Origin of the sequence: Lysobacter sp. CFH 32150, from assembly GCF_022758295.1 — a bacterium.
Taxonomy (GTDB): Bacteria; Pseudomonadota; Gammaproteobacteria; order Xanthomonadales; family Xanthomonadaceae; genus CFH-32150.
In genome coordinates this window covers 18,086-33,662 of record NZ_JALDWJ010000008.1, presented here as the reverse complement: position 1 = coordinate 33,662, position 15,577 = coordinate 18,086, and the positions used below count along the sequence as shown (strand labels likewise).

At 65.3% G+C, this 15,577-nt stretch carries 13 protein-coding genes; 2 read left to right on the top strand and 11 right to left on the bottom strand.

The window, feature by feature from the left end; translation table 11 throughout:
• Positions 1-173: 173 nt before the first annotated feature.
• Together MO486_RS11675 and MO486_RS11670 are read left to right on the top strand one after the other, a co-directional pair.
• On the top strand, positions 174-2,663 hold the full coding sequence (locus MO486_RS11675) for a penicillin-binding protein 1A (RefSeq protein ID WP_242907816.1): 2,490 nt from the start codon (positions 174-176) through the stop codon (positions 2,661-2,663).
• Positions 2,664-2,749: 86 nt separating this feature from the next.
• The gene (locus MO486_RS11670) at positions 2,750-3,406 is read left to right on the top strand and encodes a hypothetical protein (protein ID WP_242907814.1); all 657 of its coding nucleotides are present in this window, start codon (positions 2,750-2,752) and stop codon (positions 3,404-3,406) included.
• A gap of 61 nt (positions 3,407-3,467) precedes the next feature.
• Here the strand turns inward: MO486_RS11670 and MO486_RS11665 are convergent, their stop codons facing one another.
• The 11 genes from MO486_RS11665 to MO486_RS11615 form a co-directional block, all read right to left on the bottom strand.
• Entirely contained in the window at positions 3,468-4,769 is a 1,302-nt protein-coding gene (locus tag MO486_RS11665; RefSeq protein ID WP_242907811.1) for a citrate synthase, read from the bottom strand.
• Between the two features lie 282 nt (positions 4,770-5,051).
• Positions 5,052-5,297 (bottom strand): type B 50S ribosomal protein L31, encoded by a 246-nt coding sequence (locus tag MO486_RS11660; protein WP_242908320.1) that lies wholly within the window; start codon positions 5,295-5,297, stop codon positions 5,052-5,054.
• 88 nt (positions 5,298-5,385) lie between these two features.
• Positions 5,386-6,336, bottom strand: coding sequence for a nucleoside hydrolase (locus MO486_RS11655; RefSeq protein ID WP_242907809.1), 951 nt, complete (start codon positions 6,334-6,336; stop codon positions 5,386-5,388).
• A gap of 8 nt (positions 6,337-6,344) precedes the next feature.
• The gene (gene recG, locus MO486_RS11650; RefSeq protein WP_242907807.1) at positions 6,345-8,456 is read right to left on the bottom strand and encodes an ATP-dependent DNA helicase RecG; all 2,112 of its coding nucleotides are present in this window, start codon (positions 8,454-8,456) and stop codon (positions 6,345-6,347) included.
• A gap of 329 nt (positions 8,457-8,785) precedes the next feature.
• Positions 8,786-10,210 (bottom strand): coniferyl aldehyde dehydrogenase, encoded by a 1,425-nt coding sequence (locus tag MO486_RS11645; RefSeq protein WP_242907805.1) that lies wholly within the window; start codon positions 10,208-10,210, stop codon positions 8,786-8,788.
• 26 nt (positions 10,211-10,236) lie between these two features.
• Positions 10,237-10,620: a RidA family protein gene (locus tag MO486_RS11640; RefSeq protein WP_242907803.1), complete on the bottom strand. Its 384-nt coding sequence runs from the start codon at positions 10,618-10,620 to the stop codon at positions 10,237-10,239.
• Between the two features lie 56 nt (positions 10,621-10,676).
• The gene (locus MO486_RS11635) at positions 10,677-12,848 is read right to left on the bottom strand and encodes a bifunctional (p)ppGpp synthetase/guanosine-3',5'-bis(diphosphate) 3'-pyrophosphohydrolase (protein WP_242907802.1); all 2,172 of its coding nucleotides are present in this window, start codon (positions 12,846-12,848) and stop codon (positions 10,677-10,679) included.
• 106 nt (positions 12,849-12,954) lie between these two features.
• On the bottom strand, positions 12,955-13,254 hold the full coding sequence (rpoZ, locus tag MO486_RS11630) for a DNA-directed RNA polymerase subunit omega (RefSeq protein WP_242907800.1): 300 nt from the start codon (positions 13,252-13,254) through the stop codon (positions 12,955-12,957).
• 232 nt (positions 13,255-13,486) lie between these two features.
• A complete protein-coding gene (gmk, locus tag MO486_RS11625) occupies positions 13,487-14,104 on the bottom strand; it encodes a guanylate kinase (RefSeq protein WP_242907798.1) in 618 nt (205 codons plus the stop codon).
• Positions 14,101-14,634, bottom strand: coding sequence for a GNAT family N-acetyltransferase (locus MO486_RS11620; protein WP_242907796.1), 534 nt, complete (start codon positions 14,632-14,634; stop codon positions 14,101-14,103). Before MO486_RS11620 ends, gmk begins: the two co-directional genes overlap by 4 nt.
• 38 nt (positions 14,635-14,672) lie before the next feature.
• Positions 14,673-15,533 carry a YicC/YloC family endoribonuclease gene (locus MO486_RS11615; protein ID WP_242907794.1) on the bottom strand — a complete coding sequence of 287 codons (861 nt, stop codon included), beginning with the start codon at positions 15,531-15,533 and terminating at the stop codon, positions 14,673-14,675.
• Positions 15,534-15,577 lie beyond the last annotated feature (44 nt).

Sequence of the window (15,577 nt, the reverse complement as noted above, 5' to 3'; positions counted from 1 at the left end):
TTCACGAGTTGGCAACCACCCCCCACCTCGGGTGACGCCTTCCCCCTTTGTTACTTCCCCTTCGCTAACGGCATCGAGAGTCGAATCCGGACGTCGTCCGTACACCACCGGGCCGTTCCCCCTGCCTCCTCTATACTCCGCGGCCACGACACCCGCAATCGGAACCTGCGTTGATGCCTCGTTTTCGTGACCTGCTGCGCTGGACGCTGCTCGCGTTCGCCGGCGTAGCCATCCTGGGTGTGCTTGCTCTGGGCCTGCTCTACTTCCTGATCACCCCCAAGTTGCCCGATGTCGACACCCTGCGCCACGTCGAATTGCAGGAGCCGTTGTACGTCTATGCGAAAGACGGCCGCCTGATGGCGTTGTTCGGCGAAACCCGACGCTATCCGGTCGACATCGCCAAGGTGCCGAAGCAGGTCAAGGATGCTTTCATCGCCATCGAGGACGCGCGCTTCTACAAGCACCATGGCGTCGACTACAAGGGCGTGGCGCGTGCGGTGTGGCTGATCGCCACCACCGACAACAAACGCGTGCCGGGCGGTTCCACCATCACCCAGCAGGTGGCACGACAGTTCTTCCTCAGCTCCGAGTACAGCTACACCCGCAAGCTCGCCGAGATGCTGCTGGCGATGCGGATGGAACAGGAACTCAGCAAGGAAGAAATCTTCCAGCTCTATTTGAACAAGAGCTTCTTCGGCAATCGCGCCTACGGTATCGGCGCGGCGGCGGAGTTCTATTACGGCAAGTCGCTGGACCAACTCACGCTCGACGAAGCAGCGACGCTCGCCTCGATCCCGAAATTCCCCTCCAGCGGCAATCCGATCACCAATCCCGAACGCGCCCGCATCCGCCGCGACTACGTGCTGCAACGCATGCGCGAACTGCGCTACATCAGCAAGGCAGAGGAAGCCGCCGCGCAAGCCGTGCCGATGCACGCCACGCCGCACGAACGCCCGGTCGAGGTGTATGCGCCCTACGTAGCCGAGATGGTGCGACAGGAAATGGTCGCGCGCTTCGGGGGCGACGTGCTGACCAAGGGCTACCACGTCACCACCACCATCGATCCGGCCCTGCAGGCCGCGGCCGACCAGGCGATCCGCACCGGCATGGCCACCTATGACCACCGCCATGGCTGGCATGGCGCGGAGAAGCAGATCGCGCTCGGTGCCAACGACACATCCGAGACTCTGCGCGCGCACCTGCGCAACATCCCCGCCCAGGCCGGATTGCTGCCGGCGCTTGTGACCCGTGCTGGCGAAGGCACCGCCACCGTGTTGCTCGCCGATGGCAGCGAAATCGAACTCGATGCCCGCGCCAGTGAATGGACCGGACGCAATCCAGCGGCGTTGCTCAAGCGCGGCGATCTGGTGCGAGTGCGCAAGCAGGAACCGAAAACCGACGAAAAGGCCCCGGCAAGCGCCAAGCCAACGCCCGTGTCTTATGCGCTCGAGCAGTTGCCGCGCGCGCAATCGGCATTGGTGTCGCTGGAAGTCGAAACCGGCGCGCTGCGTGCGCTGAGCGGAGGTTTCAGCTTTGCCGGCAACAAGTTCAATCGCGCCACCCAGGCGCGGCGCCAGCCTGGTTCGAGCTTCAAGCCATTCCTGTACGCCGCCGCGTTCGAGCGCGGCTTCAACCCGGCGTCGATCGTGCTCGACGCTCCCGTGGTGTTCAAGGATCGTCGCGGCCATATCTGGCGGCCGCAGAACGACACCGGCAACTTCGCAGGGCCGATGCGCCTGCGTGAAGCGCTGGTGCAGTCGCGCAACCTGGTTTCGGTGCGCCTGCTTGATGCGATTGGCGTCGATTACGCACGCAAATACATCAGTCATTTCGGCTTCGACGAAGCCAGCCTTCCGCCGAACCTGTCGATGTCCCTCGGCACCGCTTCGCTGCCACCGCTGCAGATGGCGCGCGGCTACGCGGCCTTCGCCAACGGCGGTTTCAAGGTCACGCCATGGTTCATCGACGAGGTCAAGGATCGCAACGGCCGGGTCATCTTCAAGGAGAAGCCGGCCACGGCCTGCCATAGTTGTGGGCAACGTGCGGGCGCCGAACGCACTTCGAATGTTGTCGACGGCTTCGACTTCGGCCCGGGCACGCCCAGCGCGCAGGCCAAGCCGGCCGCGGACAAGACAACGGCCAACCAGTCGGCCAAACCTGCGGCGGATGCCGTCCTGGCAGAGCGTGCGATCGACGAGCGTGTCGCCTACCAGCTGGTATCGATGATGCGCGACGTGGTCCAGCGCGGCACCGGCACCGCGGCCAAGGTGCTCGAGCGCGAGGACGTCGGCGGCAAGACTGGTTCCACCAACGATCACCGCGATGCCTGGTTCTCCGGTTTCGGCGGCGGCATCGTCACCACGGTGTGGGTTGGCCGCGACGACTTCAAATCGCTCGGCTACCGCGAATACGGTGGCAAGGCCGCCCTGCCGATCTGGATCGACTACATGCGCGTCGCGCTGAAGGACCGACCGTTGATGACGAACGAACCGCCGGAAGGCATGGTCGAAGTCTCGGTCGGCGCCGGCGGACGGCTGTTGCCGCAAGGCAGCGGCGGCATCGTCGAATGGGTCAAGGCCGAAGATCTCGAGCGCATGGAAAGCACCATCGATTACGGTCCGGAAGACGCGGTGCCGAGCGAGGAAGCGTTCGACATCTTCTGATCCGGCCACGGGCGTATCGCCGGCCACGCGCCCGTGACGGCAACTTGCGGTAGAGTCGGCTCAGGTTTCGACCGGGAGGACGCCACATGCACCGCGCCCGTCAGCACGCCGAAACCCGTACCCGCGAACGCCGCCACCGCCTCGCCCACGAGGCCGCGCGGCTGATGGCCGAAGGCGGCATTCGCGACTACCACCTCGCCAAGCTGAAGGCCGCCGAACGGCTCGGCATCCATGACGATGCCTCTTTGCCGCGCAATCGCGAGATCGAGGACGCGTTACGCCAATACCAACGCCTGTTCCGGGGCGAGGCACAGGCCAGCGGGCTGCATCAGCGCCGCGAAGCCGCACTGCGCGCGCTGGATTTCTTTGCAACGTTCGATTCGCGCCTGGTCGGGCCGGTACTGGAAGGCACTGCAGATGAACATACCCCGGTGGCGTTGCATCTCTACAGCGATGACCCCGATGCTGTAGCACGGCATCTAGAGCAGCATGGCATTCCCGCCGAATCGCGCTCGCGCCGCGTGCGGCTGGACCGCGAACGGATGGGCGAATTCCCGGTTTGGTTGTTCAGTGCCGAAGACCTGACCTTCGACCTCACCGTCTTGCCGCATGACGCGTTGCGCCAGGCTCCGTTGTCGGGGATCGACGAGAAGCCGATGCGCCGCGCATCCGCAGCGCAACTGCGGCAACTGCTTGCTGACGAAGAAATCGCCGGTTACGAAAACGGCACCATCCCTTTGTAGCCATGCCAACAAAAAGCCCCGCGTCGCGGGGCTTTTTTTTTGCTGGCCTCGTTGCACCCGATCAGCGCCTGTCGATGCCGACATAGTCGCGAGTCGCCGCACCTGTGTAGATCTGCCGCGGGCGACCGATCTTGTTCTCAGGATCGTTCTGCTGCTCCAGCCAATGCGCGACCCAGCCAGCGGTGCGGGCGATGGCGAACATCACCGTGAACATTTCGACCGGGATGCCGAGCGCCTTGTAGATGATGCCGGAGTAGAAATCCACGTTTGGATAGAGCTTGCGCTGCACGAAGTAATCGTCCTTCAGCGCCGCTTCTTCCAGCTTCATCGCCACGTCCAGCAGCGGATCGTTGACGCCGAGGTCGTTGAGCACCTTGTGGCACATCTCACGGATGATCTTGGCGCGCGGATCGAAGTTCTTGTAGACGCGATGGCCGAAACCCATCAGGCGGAAGCCCGATTCCTTGTCCTTGGCCTTGTCGACCGCCGACTGCACGTTCTCCGGGCGGCCGATCTCGGCAAGCATCTTCAGCACGGCTTCGTTGGCACCGCCATGCGCCGGTCCCCAGAGCGCGGCGACGCCGGCAGCGACGCTCACGTAAGGATTGGCGCCGGTGGAACCGACCAAGCGCACGGTCGAAGTCGACGCGTTCTGCTCGTGGTCGGCGTGCAGAATGAAGAGCAGGTCCATCGCCTTGGCGGCGACCGGGTTCAACTCCAACGGTTCGCTCGGCACTTCCTTCATCATGTGCAGGAAGCGCGTGGTGTACTCGAGGCTGTTCTTCGGGTAGCGCATCGGCCAGCCGATCGAATAGCGGTGGCAGGCCGCGGCGATCGTCGGCACCTTGGCGAGCAGGCGGATCGCCGAGAGACGACGCTGTTCCGGGTCTTCGAGATCCAGGTCGTTGTGATAGAAGCTCGCCATCGAGCCGAGCATGCCGACGAGCATCGCCATCGGGTGCGCATCGTGGCGGAAGCCGTACAGGAAGGTGCGGAAGGCCTCATGCATCATCGTGTGATGCGTGACTTCGTGCTCGAACTTGCTGAATTCACCAGCCGTCGGCAACTCGCCATTCATCAGCAGGTAGGCGACTTCGAGGAAGCTCGACTTCTCCGCCAACTGCTCGATCGGATAACCGCGATACAACAACACACCGGCGTCGCCATCGATGTAGGTGATGGCCGAACGGCAGCTGGCAGTCGCGGTGAAACCGTTGTCGTAGGTGAAGCAGCCAGTTTCCTTCGGCAGCTTGCCGATATCGATGCACGGAGCGCCAAGGGTCGGCTGGTGCACCGGCAGGGTGACGGTCTTGTCGCCGGCGGTCAGCGTGACCTGATCGAGGCGAGACTTGTTATCGGACACGAAACACTCCTCATGTCGGCATGCCGCAGGGAGGGCCGCGGCCGAAGGGATGACAGGGAACCGCGGGCGCGCCGCGTCGCAAAATTATCGCATACGGATTCGCAGCCGCATGGTGATGCGGCCACGATCAATGCTCGTTCCGGCTAGAGCTACTGCTCCAAAATTGCCGCTTCGAAATCGTCGCGACAAAAGACAACGGCCACCTTGCGGCGGCCGTTGTCTTGGAATGCTTGAAGCGTTGGACCTGGAGAACGCACCCGCTATGCGGGCACGGTCAAACCGTCACTTCTGCGCGTAACGCTTGCGGAACTTGTCGACGCGGCCGCTGGTATCCATGATCTTGTTCTGACCCGTGTAGAACGGGTGCGAGGCCGAGGAAATTTCGACCTTGATCAACGGATATTCATTGCCGTCGGTCCACTTCACCGTCTCCTTGCTGGAGAGGGTGGAGCGGGTGAGGATCTTGAATTCGGACGTCACGTCTTGGAACACGACGTCGCGGTATTCGGGATGGATGCCGGCCTTCATGATGGCTGCCACCGGGTCTGTGCAGGGAAAGAGCGGCATTTTAGCCAGTCCCCGGACCTCGGCGCAACCCAAGCGGCTGGCGGGGTGTTCAGCCGGCCGCCAAAGCGGCCTGGAGCAAGGCCTCGAAGCGTGCCTGGTCGTAGTGCACCAGGATCGTGGCGTTGTCCGGCCGCCCACCCTCGCGCCGCCAATCGACCACGGTGGCGCCGCGGCTGTGGCTGCCGGCCAGCTCGATGGCCAGCGGCCGCTCGACGGTCTCCTGCGTGCTCCCGGGCTCCAGCGCATGCGCCATCGCTAGCGCATCGGCCGAATGCCAGTTCTCGCCACGGCGCTCCCCGGCCCATTGCCGGGTCTTCCGCGAGATCACATCGTAGAACCGCGCTCGTTCCCCACCCGACTCCAGCCACCTCTCGAAGACATCGTGGCGAAAGCCATGCCGCATCACCGCTTCCCAATCGACCAGTTCGATCTTGCCGCCCTTATCCGGCGTGAACGCATCGAACACGACATGCGCTGCCTCGGGATCGAAATAAATATTGAACTCGGCCGCGGCGGTCATGTTGCCGTGGCCGGTGACGGCGCCGCCCATCACCACGCAGCGGGCGATGCGCTGCGGCAAGGCCGGATCTAGCTTGAGTGCCAGCGCGAGGTTGGTCAGCGGTCCGAGCGCGACCAGTAGCAACCTGCCGGCGTGCACGTGCGAGAGACGCAGGATCGCGAGCGCGGCATGCTCGGTTTCGGCCCTGCGTGCGGCGGGTTCGTAACCGACGTCACCGAAACCATCGCGGCCATGCACGAAACCTGCATCAAGCGCCGGATGCAGCAGCGGCGTTGCGCAACCGGCGAACACTGGCGCATCGCTACCGGTGACTTCGCACAACTTCAGCGCATTGCGCACGGTGTGCTCAAGGCCGACATTGCCGGCGGCGATGGTCAGGCCGACGACTTCGTGGTGCGGATCGTTGAATGCCATCAGCAGCGCGAGCGCATCGTCGACGCCGGGGTCGGTATCAATCAGTAATGGGATTTTGCTGGTCATGGTTTCAATTATGCGCTGGCATAACGCGCGGCTCCGCCGACCCAGCGCTGGACGATGCGGTCGGCGATGTCGGGGGATTCGGCCAGCAGCTGGTCAGCGAGCTCGCGGACTTGCGGCAGCAAGCCGGCATCGCGCGCGAGATCGGCGACACGGAACGTGGCGAGACCAGTCTGGCGGGTACCGAGCAATTCACCGGGGCCGCGCAGTTCGAGGTCCTTTTCGGCGATGACGAAACCATCGTGGGTCTGGCGCATGGTTTCCAATCGCTGCTTCGCCAGCAGCGACAACGGCGACTGGTACAGCAGCACGCAACTCGAGGCTGCGCTGCCACGACCGACCCGTCCCCGCAGTTGGTGCAACTGTGCCAGACCGAGGCGTTCGGCGTTCTCGATGATCATCAGCGACGCATTCGCGACATCGACGCCGACCTCGATCACCGTGGTCGCCACCAGCAAATCCAGCGTGCCGTCCTTGAACGCGCGCATCGTCGCCTGTTTCTCGATGGCCTTCATGCGGCCGTGGACGAGGCCGACGCGCAGTTCCGGCAGGGCCGCGGACAAGGCCTCGAACGTGCTCTGCGCGGCCTGCGCGACGACTTCGTCGCTGTCGTCGATCAACGTGCACACCCAGTACGCCTGCCGACCTTCAGCGCAGGCGCCGCGGATACGTTCGATCAACTCCGGCCGGCGTTCGGCGCTGAGGGCGACCGTCTGTACCGGGGTGCGCCCCGGCGGCAGTTCGTCGATCGCGGAGACATCGAGATCGGCGTAGGCGGCCATCGCCAGCGTGCGCGGGATCGGCGTCGCCGTCATCACCAGCTGGTGCGGTACGACGGCATCGACGCCGACGCGGCCACCCGCTCCCTTGTCCCGCAAGGCGAGACGCTGGTGTACGCCGAAGCGGTGCTGTTCGTCGACGATGGCCAGCGCGAGGTCATTGAAGGCAACACCTTCCTGCATCAGCGCGTGCGTGCCGACCACCATCTGCGCGTCGCCGGATGCAACTTCGGCCAGCACGGCTGCGCGCGCCTTGCCGGTGACCTTGCCCGCCAGCCACGCCACGCGCACGCCGAGTGGTTCCAGCCAGCCACGCAGGTTGTTGAGATGCTGTTCCGCGAGCAGCTCTGTCGGCGCCATCAGCGCGGCCTGCTTGCCGGCTTCGACCGCGAGCATCGCGGCCATCGCCGCAACCACGGTCTTGCCGCTGCCGACATCGCCCTGCACCAGGCGCAGCATCGGATGGGGCTGCGCGAGATCGTGGCGGATCTGTTCGAACACGCGATGCTGGGCCTGGGTCAGTGCGAAGGGCAGTGCGTCGCGCAAGCGTTCCGCCAACCTGCCCTTCCCCGCCAGTGCCGGCGCGCGATGCTGCTGCAAGGCGATGCGCTGGCGACGCAGGCTGAGGTGGTGCGCGAGCAACTCTTCCAGTACCAGCCGACGCTGCGCCGGATGCGTGCCGGCGAGCAGCGCGGCGACGTCGGCATCGCGCGGCGGCCGATGCACGGTCAGCAGGGCTTCGCGCAGCGATGGCAAGCGCAGGCTGTCACGCATGGCGCGTGGCAACAGTTCCAGCGCCTCGTCGTCCGGCAACTTGTCGAGTGCGAGCCCGATCAGCCGCCGCAGTGACGCCGGGCCGATGCCTTCGATTGCCGGATACACCGGATCGAGTTGTTCGCCGAGCGCGCTCTCGTGTTCGATGACGCGGTAACTCGGATGCACGATTTCCAGCCCATGCCCGCCCGCACGCGGCGTTCCATAGCAGCGCACCCGCGCACCTGGCGAGAACTGTGCGACCTGCGCGGCGCGGAAATGGAAGAAACGCAGCACCAGGGTCGCGTGCGAACCGTCGCCGATCGCCACTTTGAGGGACGGCCGGTAACGGAACCCGCGTTCGACCGCTTCCACCGTGCCTTCCACCTGCGCTGCAACGCCCGGCTGCAGCGCTCGGATCGGCGTAAGTGCGGTGCGGTCCTCGTACTGCCGTGGCAGTTGCAGCCACAAGTCCTGCAGCGTCAGCAGGCCGCGCGCGGCAAGCTTTTCCGCCACGCGCGGACCGACGCCTGGCAGGCTGCTGAGCGATTGGGTGTTGAGGTCGACGGCCCTGCCGTCCTTGCGCGCCATCGACTAGGGCCTGCTAACACATATGGAATGGGTCGCGCCGGGCCTGAGGGCGTGCGAGGCAAGGAAGAGCGAGGGCGCGTATGTCGATACGCAACCGAGCGATGACGCGGCATCGCGCGGCCTCAGGCCTGGCCCTTCGGGTTGCTTCTCAATGGCCGCCATGCGGCGCCGCGCCGCTTGACCTTGCAGGCAGCAAGGCGCTGCGCGGCGCAACACCACCTGGCGGCCATTGAGAAGCAACGCGACCCATTCCATATGTGTTAGCAGGCCCTAAGCATGCCGGGATTGCGCGCAAACAAAAACCCCGGCGCCAGCTTTTCGACGCGGATTTATCGCACCAGCAGCTTCACCACCGCATCGGCCAGGCCCGTGTACGGCGGCTTGAGCTTGTCGCTCAGTGGCATGCCTCGCTGGCGCAGCACCGGCATCGCCTTGCTGAAAGTGAGGAAGCCTTCGTGCCCGTGGTAGTGGCCCATGCCGCTGGCGCCGACACCGCCGAACGGCAGGTCGCTGCAGGCGTAGTGGAGCAATGTTTCGTTGACGCAGACCCCACCGGCGACCACGTTCGACAGCAGCTTGTCGGTTTCGCCCTTGTCCTTGCTGAAGACGTACAGCGCCAGCGGCCGGTCGTGGGCATTGATGTAGGCGATGGCTTCGTCCGGCGTGCGATAGCTCTTGATCGGCAGGATCGGGCCGAAGATCTCGTCGCGCATGATCGCGGCATCGTCGCCTGGCTCGAGCACCAGCGTCGGCGGCAGCAACCGTTCGGCTTCGGCGCGCGCGGCGTCCCTGACAGGCGCCAGTTCGATCACTTCGAGCCCGAGCGCGCGCGCATCGTCGAGATAGCCACGCAGGCGGCGGTATTGGCCTTCGTTGATGACGCGGGTGTAGTCGGTGCTGCCATCGAGCTGCGGGTAACGCTGCGCAATTTCATCGCGCAAGGCCTGCACCAACTCATCGCGGCGCGAATGCGGCACCAGCACGTAGTCGGGTGCGATGCAGGTCTGGCCGGCGTTGTAGAACTTGCCGGTGGTGAGGCGCCCGATCACTTGCGAAAGCGCGACATCAACGCCGATCACCGCCGGCGATTTTCCACCCAGCTCCAGCGTCACCGGCGTCAGGTTCTGCGCCGCAGCGGCCATCACCTTGCGGCCTACCGCAGTGGAACCCGTGAACAGGAGGTGGTCGAACGGCAACGCCGCAAACGCGCCACCCACCTCGGCACCGCCGATGGCCACTGCGACACGGTCAGCCGGGAACACGTCGGCAAGCAACGAACGCAGGAACTCACTGGTGCGCGGCGTGTGCTCCGACGGTTTCAGGTAAACGTGGTTACCGGCGGCGATCGCAGTGGCCAGCGGCACCAAGGCCAGGTTCACCGGGTAATTCCATGGCGCGATCACACCGACCACGCCGAGCGGCACATAGCGCACCTCGGCCTTCGCCGGCCACAGGCGCCAACCGGGCGAACGCCGCTGCGGCCGCATCCAACGGCGCAGGTGCTTGAGCATGTGGTCGATCTCGGCGAACACCGTCATGCCCTCGCCCAGCAAACTCTCGTGGCGCGAGCGATGGCCGAAGTCGGCGCTGACTGCGGCGACCATCTCATCCAGTCGCGCCTTCAGCGCATCCCGCAGGCGTTGCAGGTCGGCGCGACGTTGTGCGTAATCCGGGCGCTTGGCGAACCAAGCATCGCGCAACATCTGCAGCGTGGGGGCAAGTTCACTGACGGGCGTGGTGCTGGCGATGTCCATAGGATCTCTCGGTGCTGCAGCGAGGCTCAGTCGAGCACCATCACCGCTTCGATCTCGAACGCCGAGCCGCGCGGCAATCCCGCGACCTGGACCGTCGAACGCGCCGGGAACGGAGCCTGGAAATATTCGCCCATCACCGCGTTAACGGCGGCAAAATCGCCGAGATCGGTCAGGAACAGGCTGAGCTTGACGATGCGGTCGAGCGAACCGCCCGCGGCTTCGCACACGGCCTTGAGGTTGTCGATGGCACGACGCGCCTGCGCGGAGATATCGCCCTCGACCAGCAGCCCCGTAGCGGGATCGAGCGGAATCTGGCCGGAAAACCAGACGGTGTTGCCGACGCGAACGCCCTGCGAGTACGGGCCGATGGCAGCAGGCGCCTGGTCGGTGTGGATGATATGGCGGGACATGGGGTGACTCCGGGAGAGTGACGATGCAGTTTAACGGAGCGTTGCACAGCGATTGGTCACAAGCGCTGGACCCCGTGCACCACCGCCAGCCGCCGCACGCGCCGGATCACCTCGGCCAGATGCTTGCGGTGGCGCACTTCGATGATGAAACGCATAGTCGACAAGTGCACGTCGCGGTCGACGTATTCCACCGAGTCGATGTTGGAATTGCTCGCTGCCACCGCGGCCGCGACCTGGGCCAGCGTGCCCGGTTTGTTCTCGGTGTCGATGCGCAACCCGGTGCGGTAATCGCCGTGCACTTCGCGATCCCAGCCGATCGGCACCCAGCGCTCCGGCGATTTGCGGTACTCGGCGACATTGGGGCAATCCAGGCGGTGCACGACGATGCCGCGGCCAGCGGTGTGGTAGCCCATGATCTCGTCGCCCGGGATCGGCAGGCAGCAGTTGGCGAAACTGATCACGCCGCGTTCGCTGCCGGTGATCAGGATCTTGTCCTCGACCTGCAGCGCACGCGCGGCATCGAGCAGGTCCGGCGTGTCGGGAACCTGCCGCGCCAGCACCTGCGCGACCTGGTTCGGCATGCGGTTGCCGAGCGCAATATCGGCCAGCAGCGCTTCGAGGCGTGGATAACGGTGCTCGCCAAGGTACGCGTCGAGACGCGCCTGCGGCAAGCGGTCGAGCGAGGTGTCGAGGTTCTCGAGCGCGCGGTCGAGCATGCGGTGGCCGAGCTGCACCGCGTCCTCGTGCTCGAGATGCTTGAGCTGGTGGCGGATCGCGGTGCGTGCCTTGCCGGAGACCACGAACTCCAACCACTGCGGTTTCGGCGACGACGACTTGGCGGTGATGATCTCGACGGTCTGGCCGCTGACCAGCTTGGTCCGCAGCGGCACGAGCTTCTTGTCGACGCGCGCCGAGACCGCGTGGTTGCCGACGTCGGTATGCACCGCATAAGCGAAGTCGAGCACCGTGGCATTGCGCGGCAATGCCAGGATCGCGCCCTTGGGCGTGAACAGGTAGACCTCGTCCGGAAACAGGTCGACCTTCACGTTCTCGAGGAATTCGAGCGACGAGCCGGTGGCCCGCTGCGATTCGACCAGGTTGGCGATCCAGGCATGCGCGCGGTTCTGCGCGCTGTTGGGCAGGTCCCCACCATGCTTGTACGACCAGTGCGCGGCGATGCCGCGTTCGGCGATCAGGTCCATTTCCTCGGTGCGGATCTGCACCTCGATCGGCGAACCGTACGGACCGAACAGCACCGTGTGCAGCGACTGGTAGCCGTTCGCCTTCGGGATCGCGATGAAATCGCGGAAGCGGCCGTCGAGCGGCTTGAACACCGCATGCACGACGCCGAGCGCGTGATAGCACTCCGGGACGGAAGGCACGACCACGCGGAAGCCGAATACATCCATCACCTGGTCGAGGCTTTTCTGCTCGATGCGCATCTTGTTGTAGATGCTCCACGGCGACTTGATCCGCCCGACCAGGCGATACGCGAGCCCTTCCTTGGTCAGCCGCTGCGCCAACTGCGCTTCGATCTTGACCATGGCCTCGCGCCGCACCACCGGCTGGGTGCGGATGCGCTTTTCGATCACAGAGTGCCGCCACGGGTGCAGCGCGCGGAAGCCGAGATCCTGCAGCTCGGCCTTGATCAGGTTCATGCCGAGGCGTTGCGCGATGGGCGCGTAGACATCCAAGGTTTCGCGGGCGATCCGGCGTTGCGCGTCCGAGCTCTGCGCGCCGAGCGTACGCATGTTGTGCAGGCGGTCGGCGAGCTTGATCAGGATCACGCGCAGGTCGCGCGCCATCGCCAACAGCATCTTGCGGAAGCTTTCGGCGGCGGCCTCCTGGCGATCCTGAAACTGCAGTTTGTCCAACTTGGTGACGCCATCGACCAATTCGGCCACGGTCTCGCCGAACTCGCTGGCGATCGTCGCCCGAGTGAGCGGAGTGTCCTCGATGGTGTCGTGCAGGATCGCCGCGATCAGGGTTTCGACATCGAGCCGTTGTTCGGCGAGCACCGTCGCCACCGCCATCGGGTGGGTGATGTAGGGCTCGCCGGATTTACGGGTCTGGCCGACGTGGGCCGCGGCGCCGACGGTCCAGGCATAACGCAGCTGCCGTATCTGGTCCGGTGGCAGGTAGTGGGCGGCCTTCTCCAGCGCGCAGACATAGTCCGGCACCGTCTCGTCGGACGGGATCGTGGCCTGTGCTTGTTCGCTGGGACTCATGACTGGAATCTACGGGCCGCGGCTACGGGGTGCAATGCGCGGGCCAAAAACAAACGGCCCCGCCGAAGCGGGGCCGTTCTGGAAGCTGGTTGTTGCAGCGTCGCGATCAGTCGTCGCCCTTGGACATGTCGTCGTCGGCGACCACTTCGGCGGCGGCCCATTCGAGGGCTTCGCGCTCCTTGCGCTCGCGCTCGGACTTGTCGACCGCGTCGATGTAGTCCTGGGTGATCTGGCGTGCGGCGATTTCGCGCAGGGCAAGCACGGTCGGCTTGTCGGCGTTCTCGCTGTTGTCGATCTTGGGTTCGACGCCATTGGCGAGCTGGCGCGCGCGCTTGGCGGCCATCATCACGAGTTCGAAGCGGTTGTCGACCACTTCCAGGCAATCTTCGACGGTAATGCGGGCCATGGGGCTCCCGGCGGCGCTGGGCCGTCCGATTCAATACAGAGGGGGCGCGGATTGTAGCCGCCCGGCCGGCCGTGAAGCAAGCCCGGCCTTATAAATCAGCCATTTACCCTGTAGGAGCGGGGGTGAGGGCGGGGGGGGGGGCCGGGGCCGGGGGGGGGGTAGGAGCGGCTTACAGCCGCGAGCTTTACCCGTGCGACGAAGAGCTCGCGGCTGTAAGCCGCTCCTACGAAGGCTAATCGTCGGCCAGCAGCGCGGTGATCAGGCGGGAATGCCGGGCCACCTGGTGGTCGCGGCGCAGGCGGCTGGCGGTGAAGATCGCGCACATCTCGTCGACGGCGGTGTCGAAGTGCTCGTTGACGATCACATAGTCGAACTCGCCGTAATGCGACATTTCCTCGCGCGCGGCGGCCAGCCGGCGTCCGATCACCTCTTCGCTGTCCTGCCCACGCGCGCGCATGCGTTGCTCGAGCGCCTGCCGCGACGGCGGCAGGATGAATACGCTGACCGCATCGGGCACCTGCCCCCGCACCTGTCGCGCACCCTGCCAGTCGATCTCCAGCAGTACGTCTTTGCCCTGCGCGAGCTGCGGTTCGACCGACTGGCGCGCGGTGCCCTTCCAGTCGCCGTGCACCAGCGCGTGCTCGAAGAAGTCGCCGGCCGCGACCATGCGCTGGAATTCGTCGGCACTGACGAAGTGGTAGTGCTCGGCGTGGCGCTCACCCGGGCGCGGCGCGCGCGAAGTGAACGAGATCGACAGGCAGATGTTCGGATCGCGCGCCAGACAGGCGTTGACGATGCTTGATTTCCCCGCGCCCGAGGGTGCGGCGACGATGTAGAGCGTGCCCCTCATGCGGCCCCTTGCAAGTCGAGTGCGAGTACGACGTCATCGTACTCGTTGCCGCCGACGCGGAAGCGACGCTCGCCCACGTGGCGATAACCCATCCGCTCGTAGAACGCGATCGCATCGCGATTACCTGCGTACACGCCCAGCAACAGGCGTCGGCAACCGCGCTGCCGCGCATGCGCGATCGCCGCATCCATTAGTCGGCGGCCGATGCCGGCGCCGTGGAAACGGTGCAGCAAGTAGATCCGTTTGACCTCGAGATCGTCGTCGCGCGGATCGGCGATTGGCAGCGCCGGTGGCGTCAGTGCCAGATAACCCACGGGCGCCTGGCGCACGTTCGCGATCCATAAGCGGTAATGCTCATCCACCAGCCATTGGCGATAGATGTCAGGCGCATGCTGCACCAAGCAGTGCGCCAGGATGTCGCCGCCAGCGAGGATGCCGGCGAAGGTTTCCAGGAACGTCGCCTGCCCCAGCAATGCAAGCGCCTGTTCGTCGCCGGGCACGCAGGCGTGGATGTCGATTGGATCGGCCACGTCGTTACTCGATGTGCACACGCTATTCAAATTCTGGTTTATTCGATGTTCTGGATCTGCTCACGCACCTGGTCGATCAGCACCTTCAGCTCGACCGCTGCCTGTGAAGTGCGGGTATCGACCGACTTGGAGCCCAGCGTGTTGGCCTCGCGGTTGAACTCTTGCAGCAGGAAGTCGAGGCGGCGGCCGACCGGTTCCTTCTGCACCAGCACGCGGCGGATTTCGACGATATGGCTGTCGAGCCGGTCGAGTTCCTCGTCGACATCGAGCTTCTGCAGCCACAGCACCAGCTCCTGCTCGACCCGGCCCGGATCGGCCGGCGTGGGCAGATCGGCCAGGCGCGCCTGCAGTTTCTGCCGCTGGCCGGCGCCGATCACCGGCATCAGCGTGCGCACGTCGGCGGCGATGCGGGCGATGCCGTCGACGCGCTCTGAAATCACCGCGGCCAGCTTGCCGCCTTCGCGCTCGCGCGCGGCGACGAACTCGCCCAGGACCTGCTCCAGCAACGCGAGTGCCTCGGCGTGCAACCCCGCCGGGTCGGTCGCCTGCGCATGCAGCACGCCCGGGAACTGCAGCAATTCGGTGAACTCGATCCGCATGGCCGGGAAGCGCGATTGCAGGTCCAGCGCCAGTTCCGACAATTGTCCGACTACGCGCGGGTTCAATTGCAGCGCATCGTCGCCTTCCAAGGGGCGCAGTCGGAAGGTCAGATCGAGTTTGCCGCGCGAAATGCGCGACGACACCCGTTCGCGCAAGGCCGGTTCCAGTGCACGCAGCTCTTCCGGCAGGCGTACGCCGATCTCGAGGAAGCGGTGGTTGACCGCGCGCAGCTCGCAACCGAGCGTGCCCCATTCGGTGGCGCGCTCGCCGGAGGCGAAGGCGGTCATGCTGCGAATCATGCGGTGATCCAGGGTGACGAAGGTGCCGATGGTAAACTCGCGCG

Excerpts from the sequence above, each read along its gene's own strand:
- MO486_RS11640 (WP_242907803.1), bottom strand. The coding sequence starts at position 10,620 with ATGTCCCGCCATATCATCCACACCGACCAGGCGCCTGCTGCCATCGGC.
- MO486_RS11645 (WP_242907805.1), bottom strand. The coding sequence starts at position 10,210 with ATGGACATCGCCAGCACCACGCCCGTCAGTGAACTTGCCCCCACGCTG.
- recG (WP_242907807.1), bottom strand. The coding sequence starts at position 8,456 with ATGGCGCGCAAGGACGGCAGGGCCGTCGACCTCAACACCCAATCGCTC.
- MO486_RS11670 (WP_242907814.1), top strand. The coding sequence starts at position 2,750 with ATGCACCGCGCCCGTCAGCACGCCGAAACCCGTACCCGCGAACGCCGC.
- rpoZ (WP_242907800.1), bottom strand. The coding sequence starts at position 13,254 with ATGGCCCGCATTACCGTCGAAGATTGCCTGGAAGTGGTCGACAACCGC.
- gmk (WP_242907798.1), bottom strand. The coding sequence starts at position 14,104 with ATGAGGGGCACGCTCTACATCGTCGCCGCACCCTCGGGCGCGGGGAAA.
- MO486_RS11675 (WP_242907816.1), top strand. The coding sequence starts at position 174 with ATGCCTCGTTTTCGTGACCTGCTGCGCTGGACGCTGCTCGCGTTCGCC.
- MO486_RS11615 (WP_242907794.1), bottom strand. The coding sequence starts at position 15,533 with ATGATTCGCAGCATGACCGCCTTCGCCTCCGGCGAGCGCGCCACCGAA.
- MO486_RS11655 (WP_242907809.1), bottom strand. The coding sequence starts at position 6,336 with ATGACCAGCAAAATCCCATTACTGATTGATACCGACCCCGGCGTCGAC.
- MO486_RS11635 (WP_242907802.1), bottom strand. The coding sequence starts at position 12,848 with ATGAGTCCCAGCGAACAAGCACAGGCCACGATCCCGTCCGACGAGACG.
- MO486_RS11660 (WP_242908320.1), bottom strand. The coding sequence starts at position 5,297 with ATGAAGGCCGGCATCCATCCCGAATACCGCGACGTCGTGTTCCAAGAC.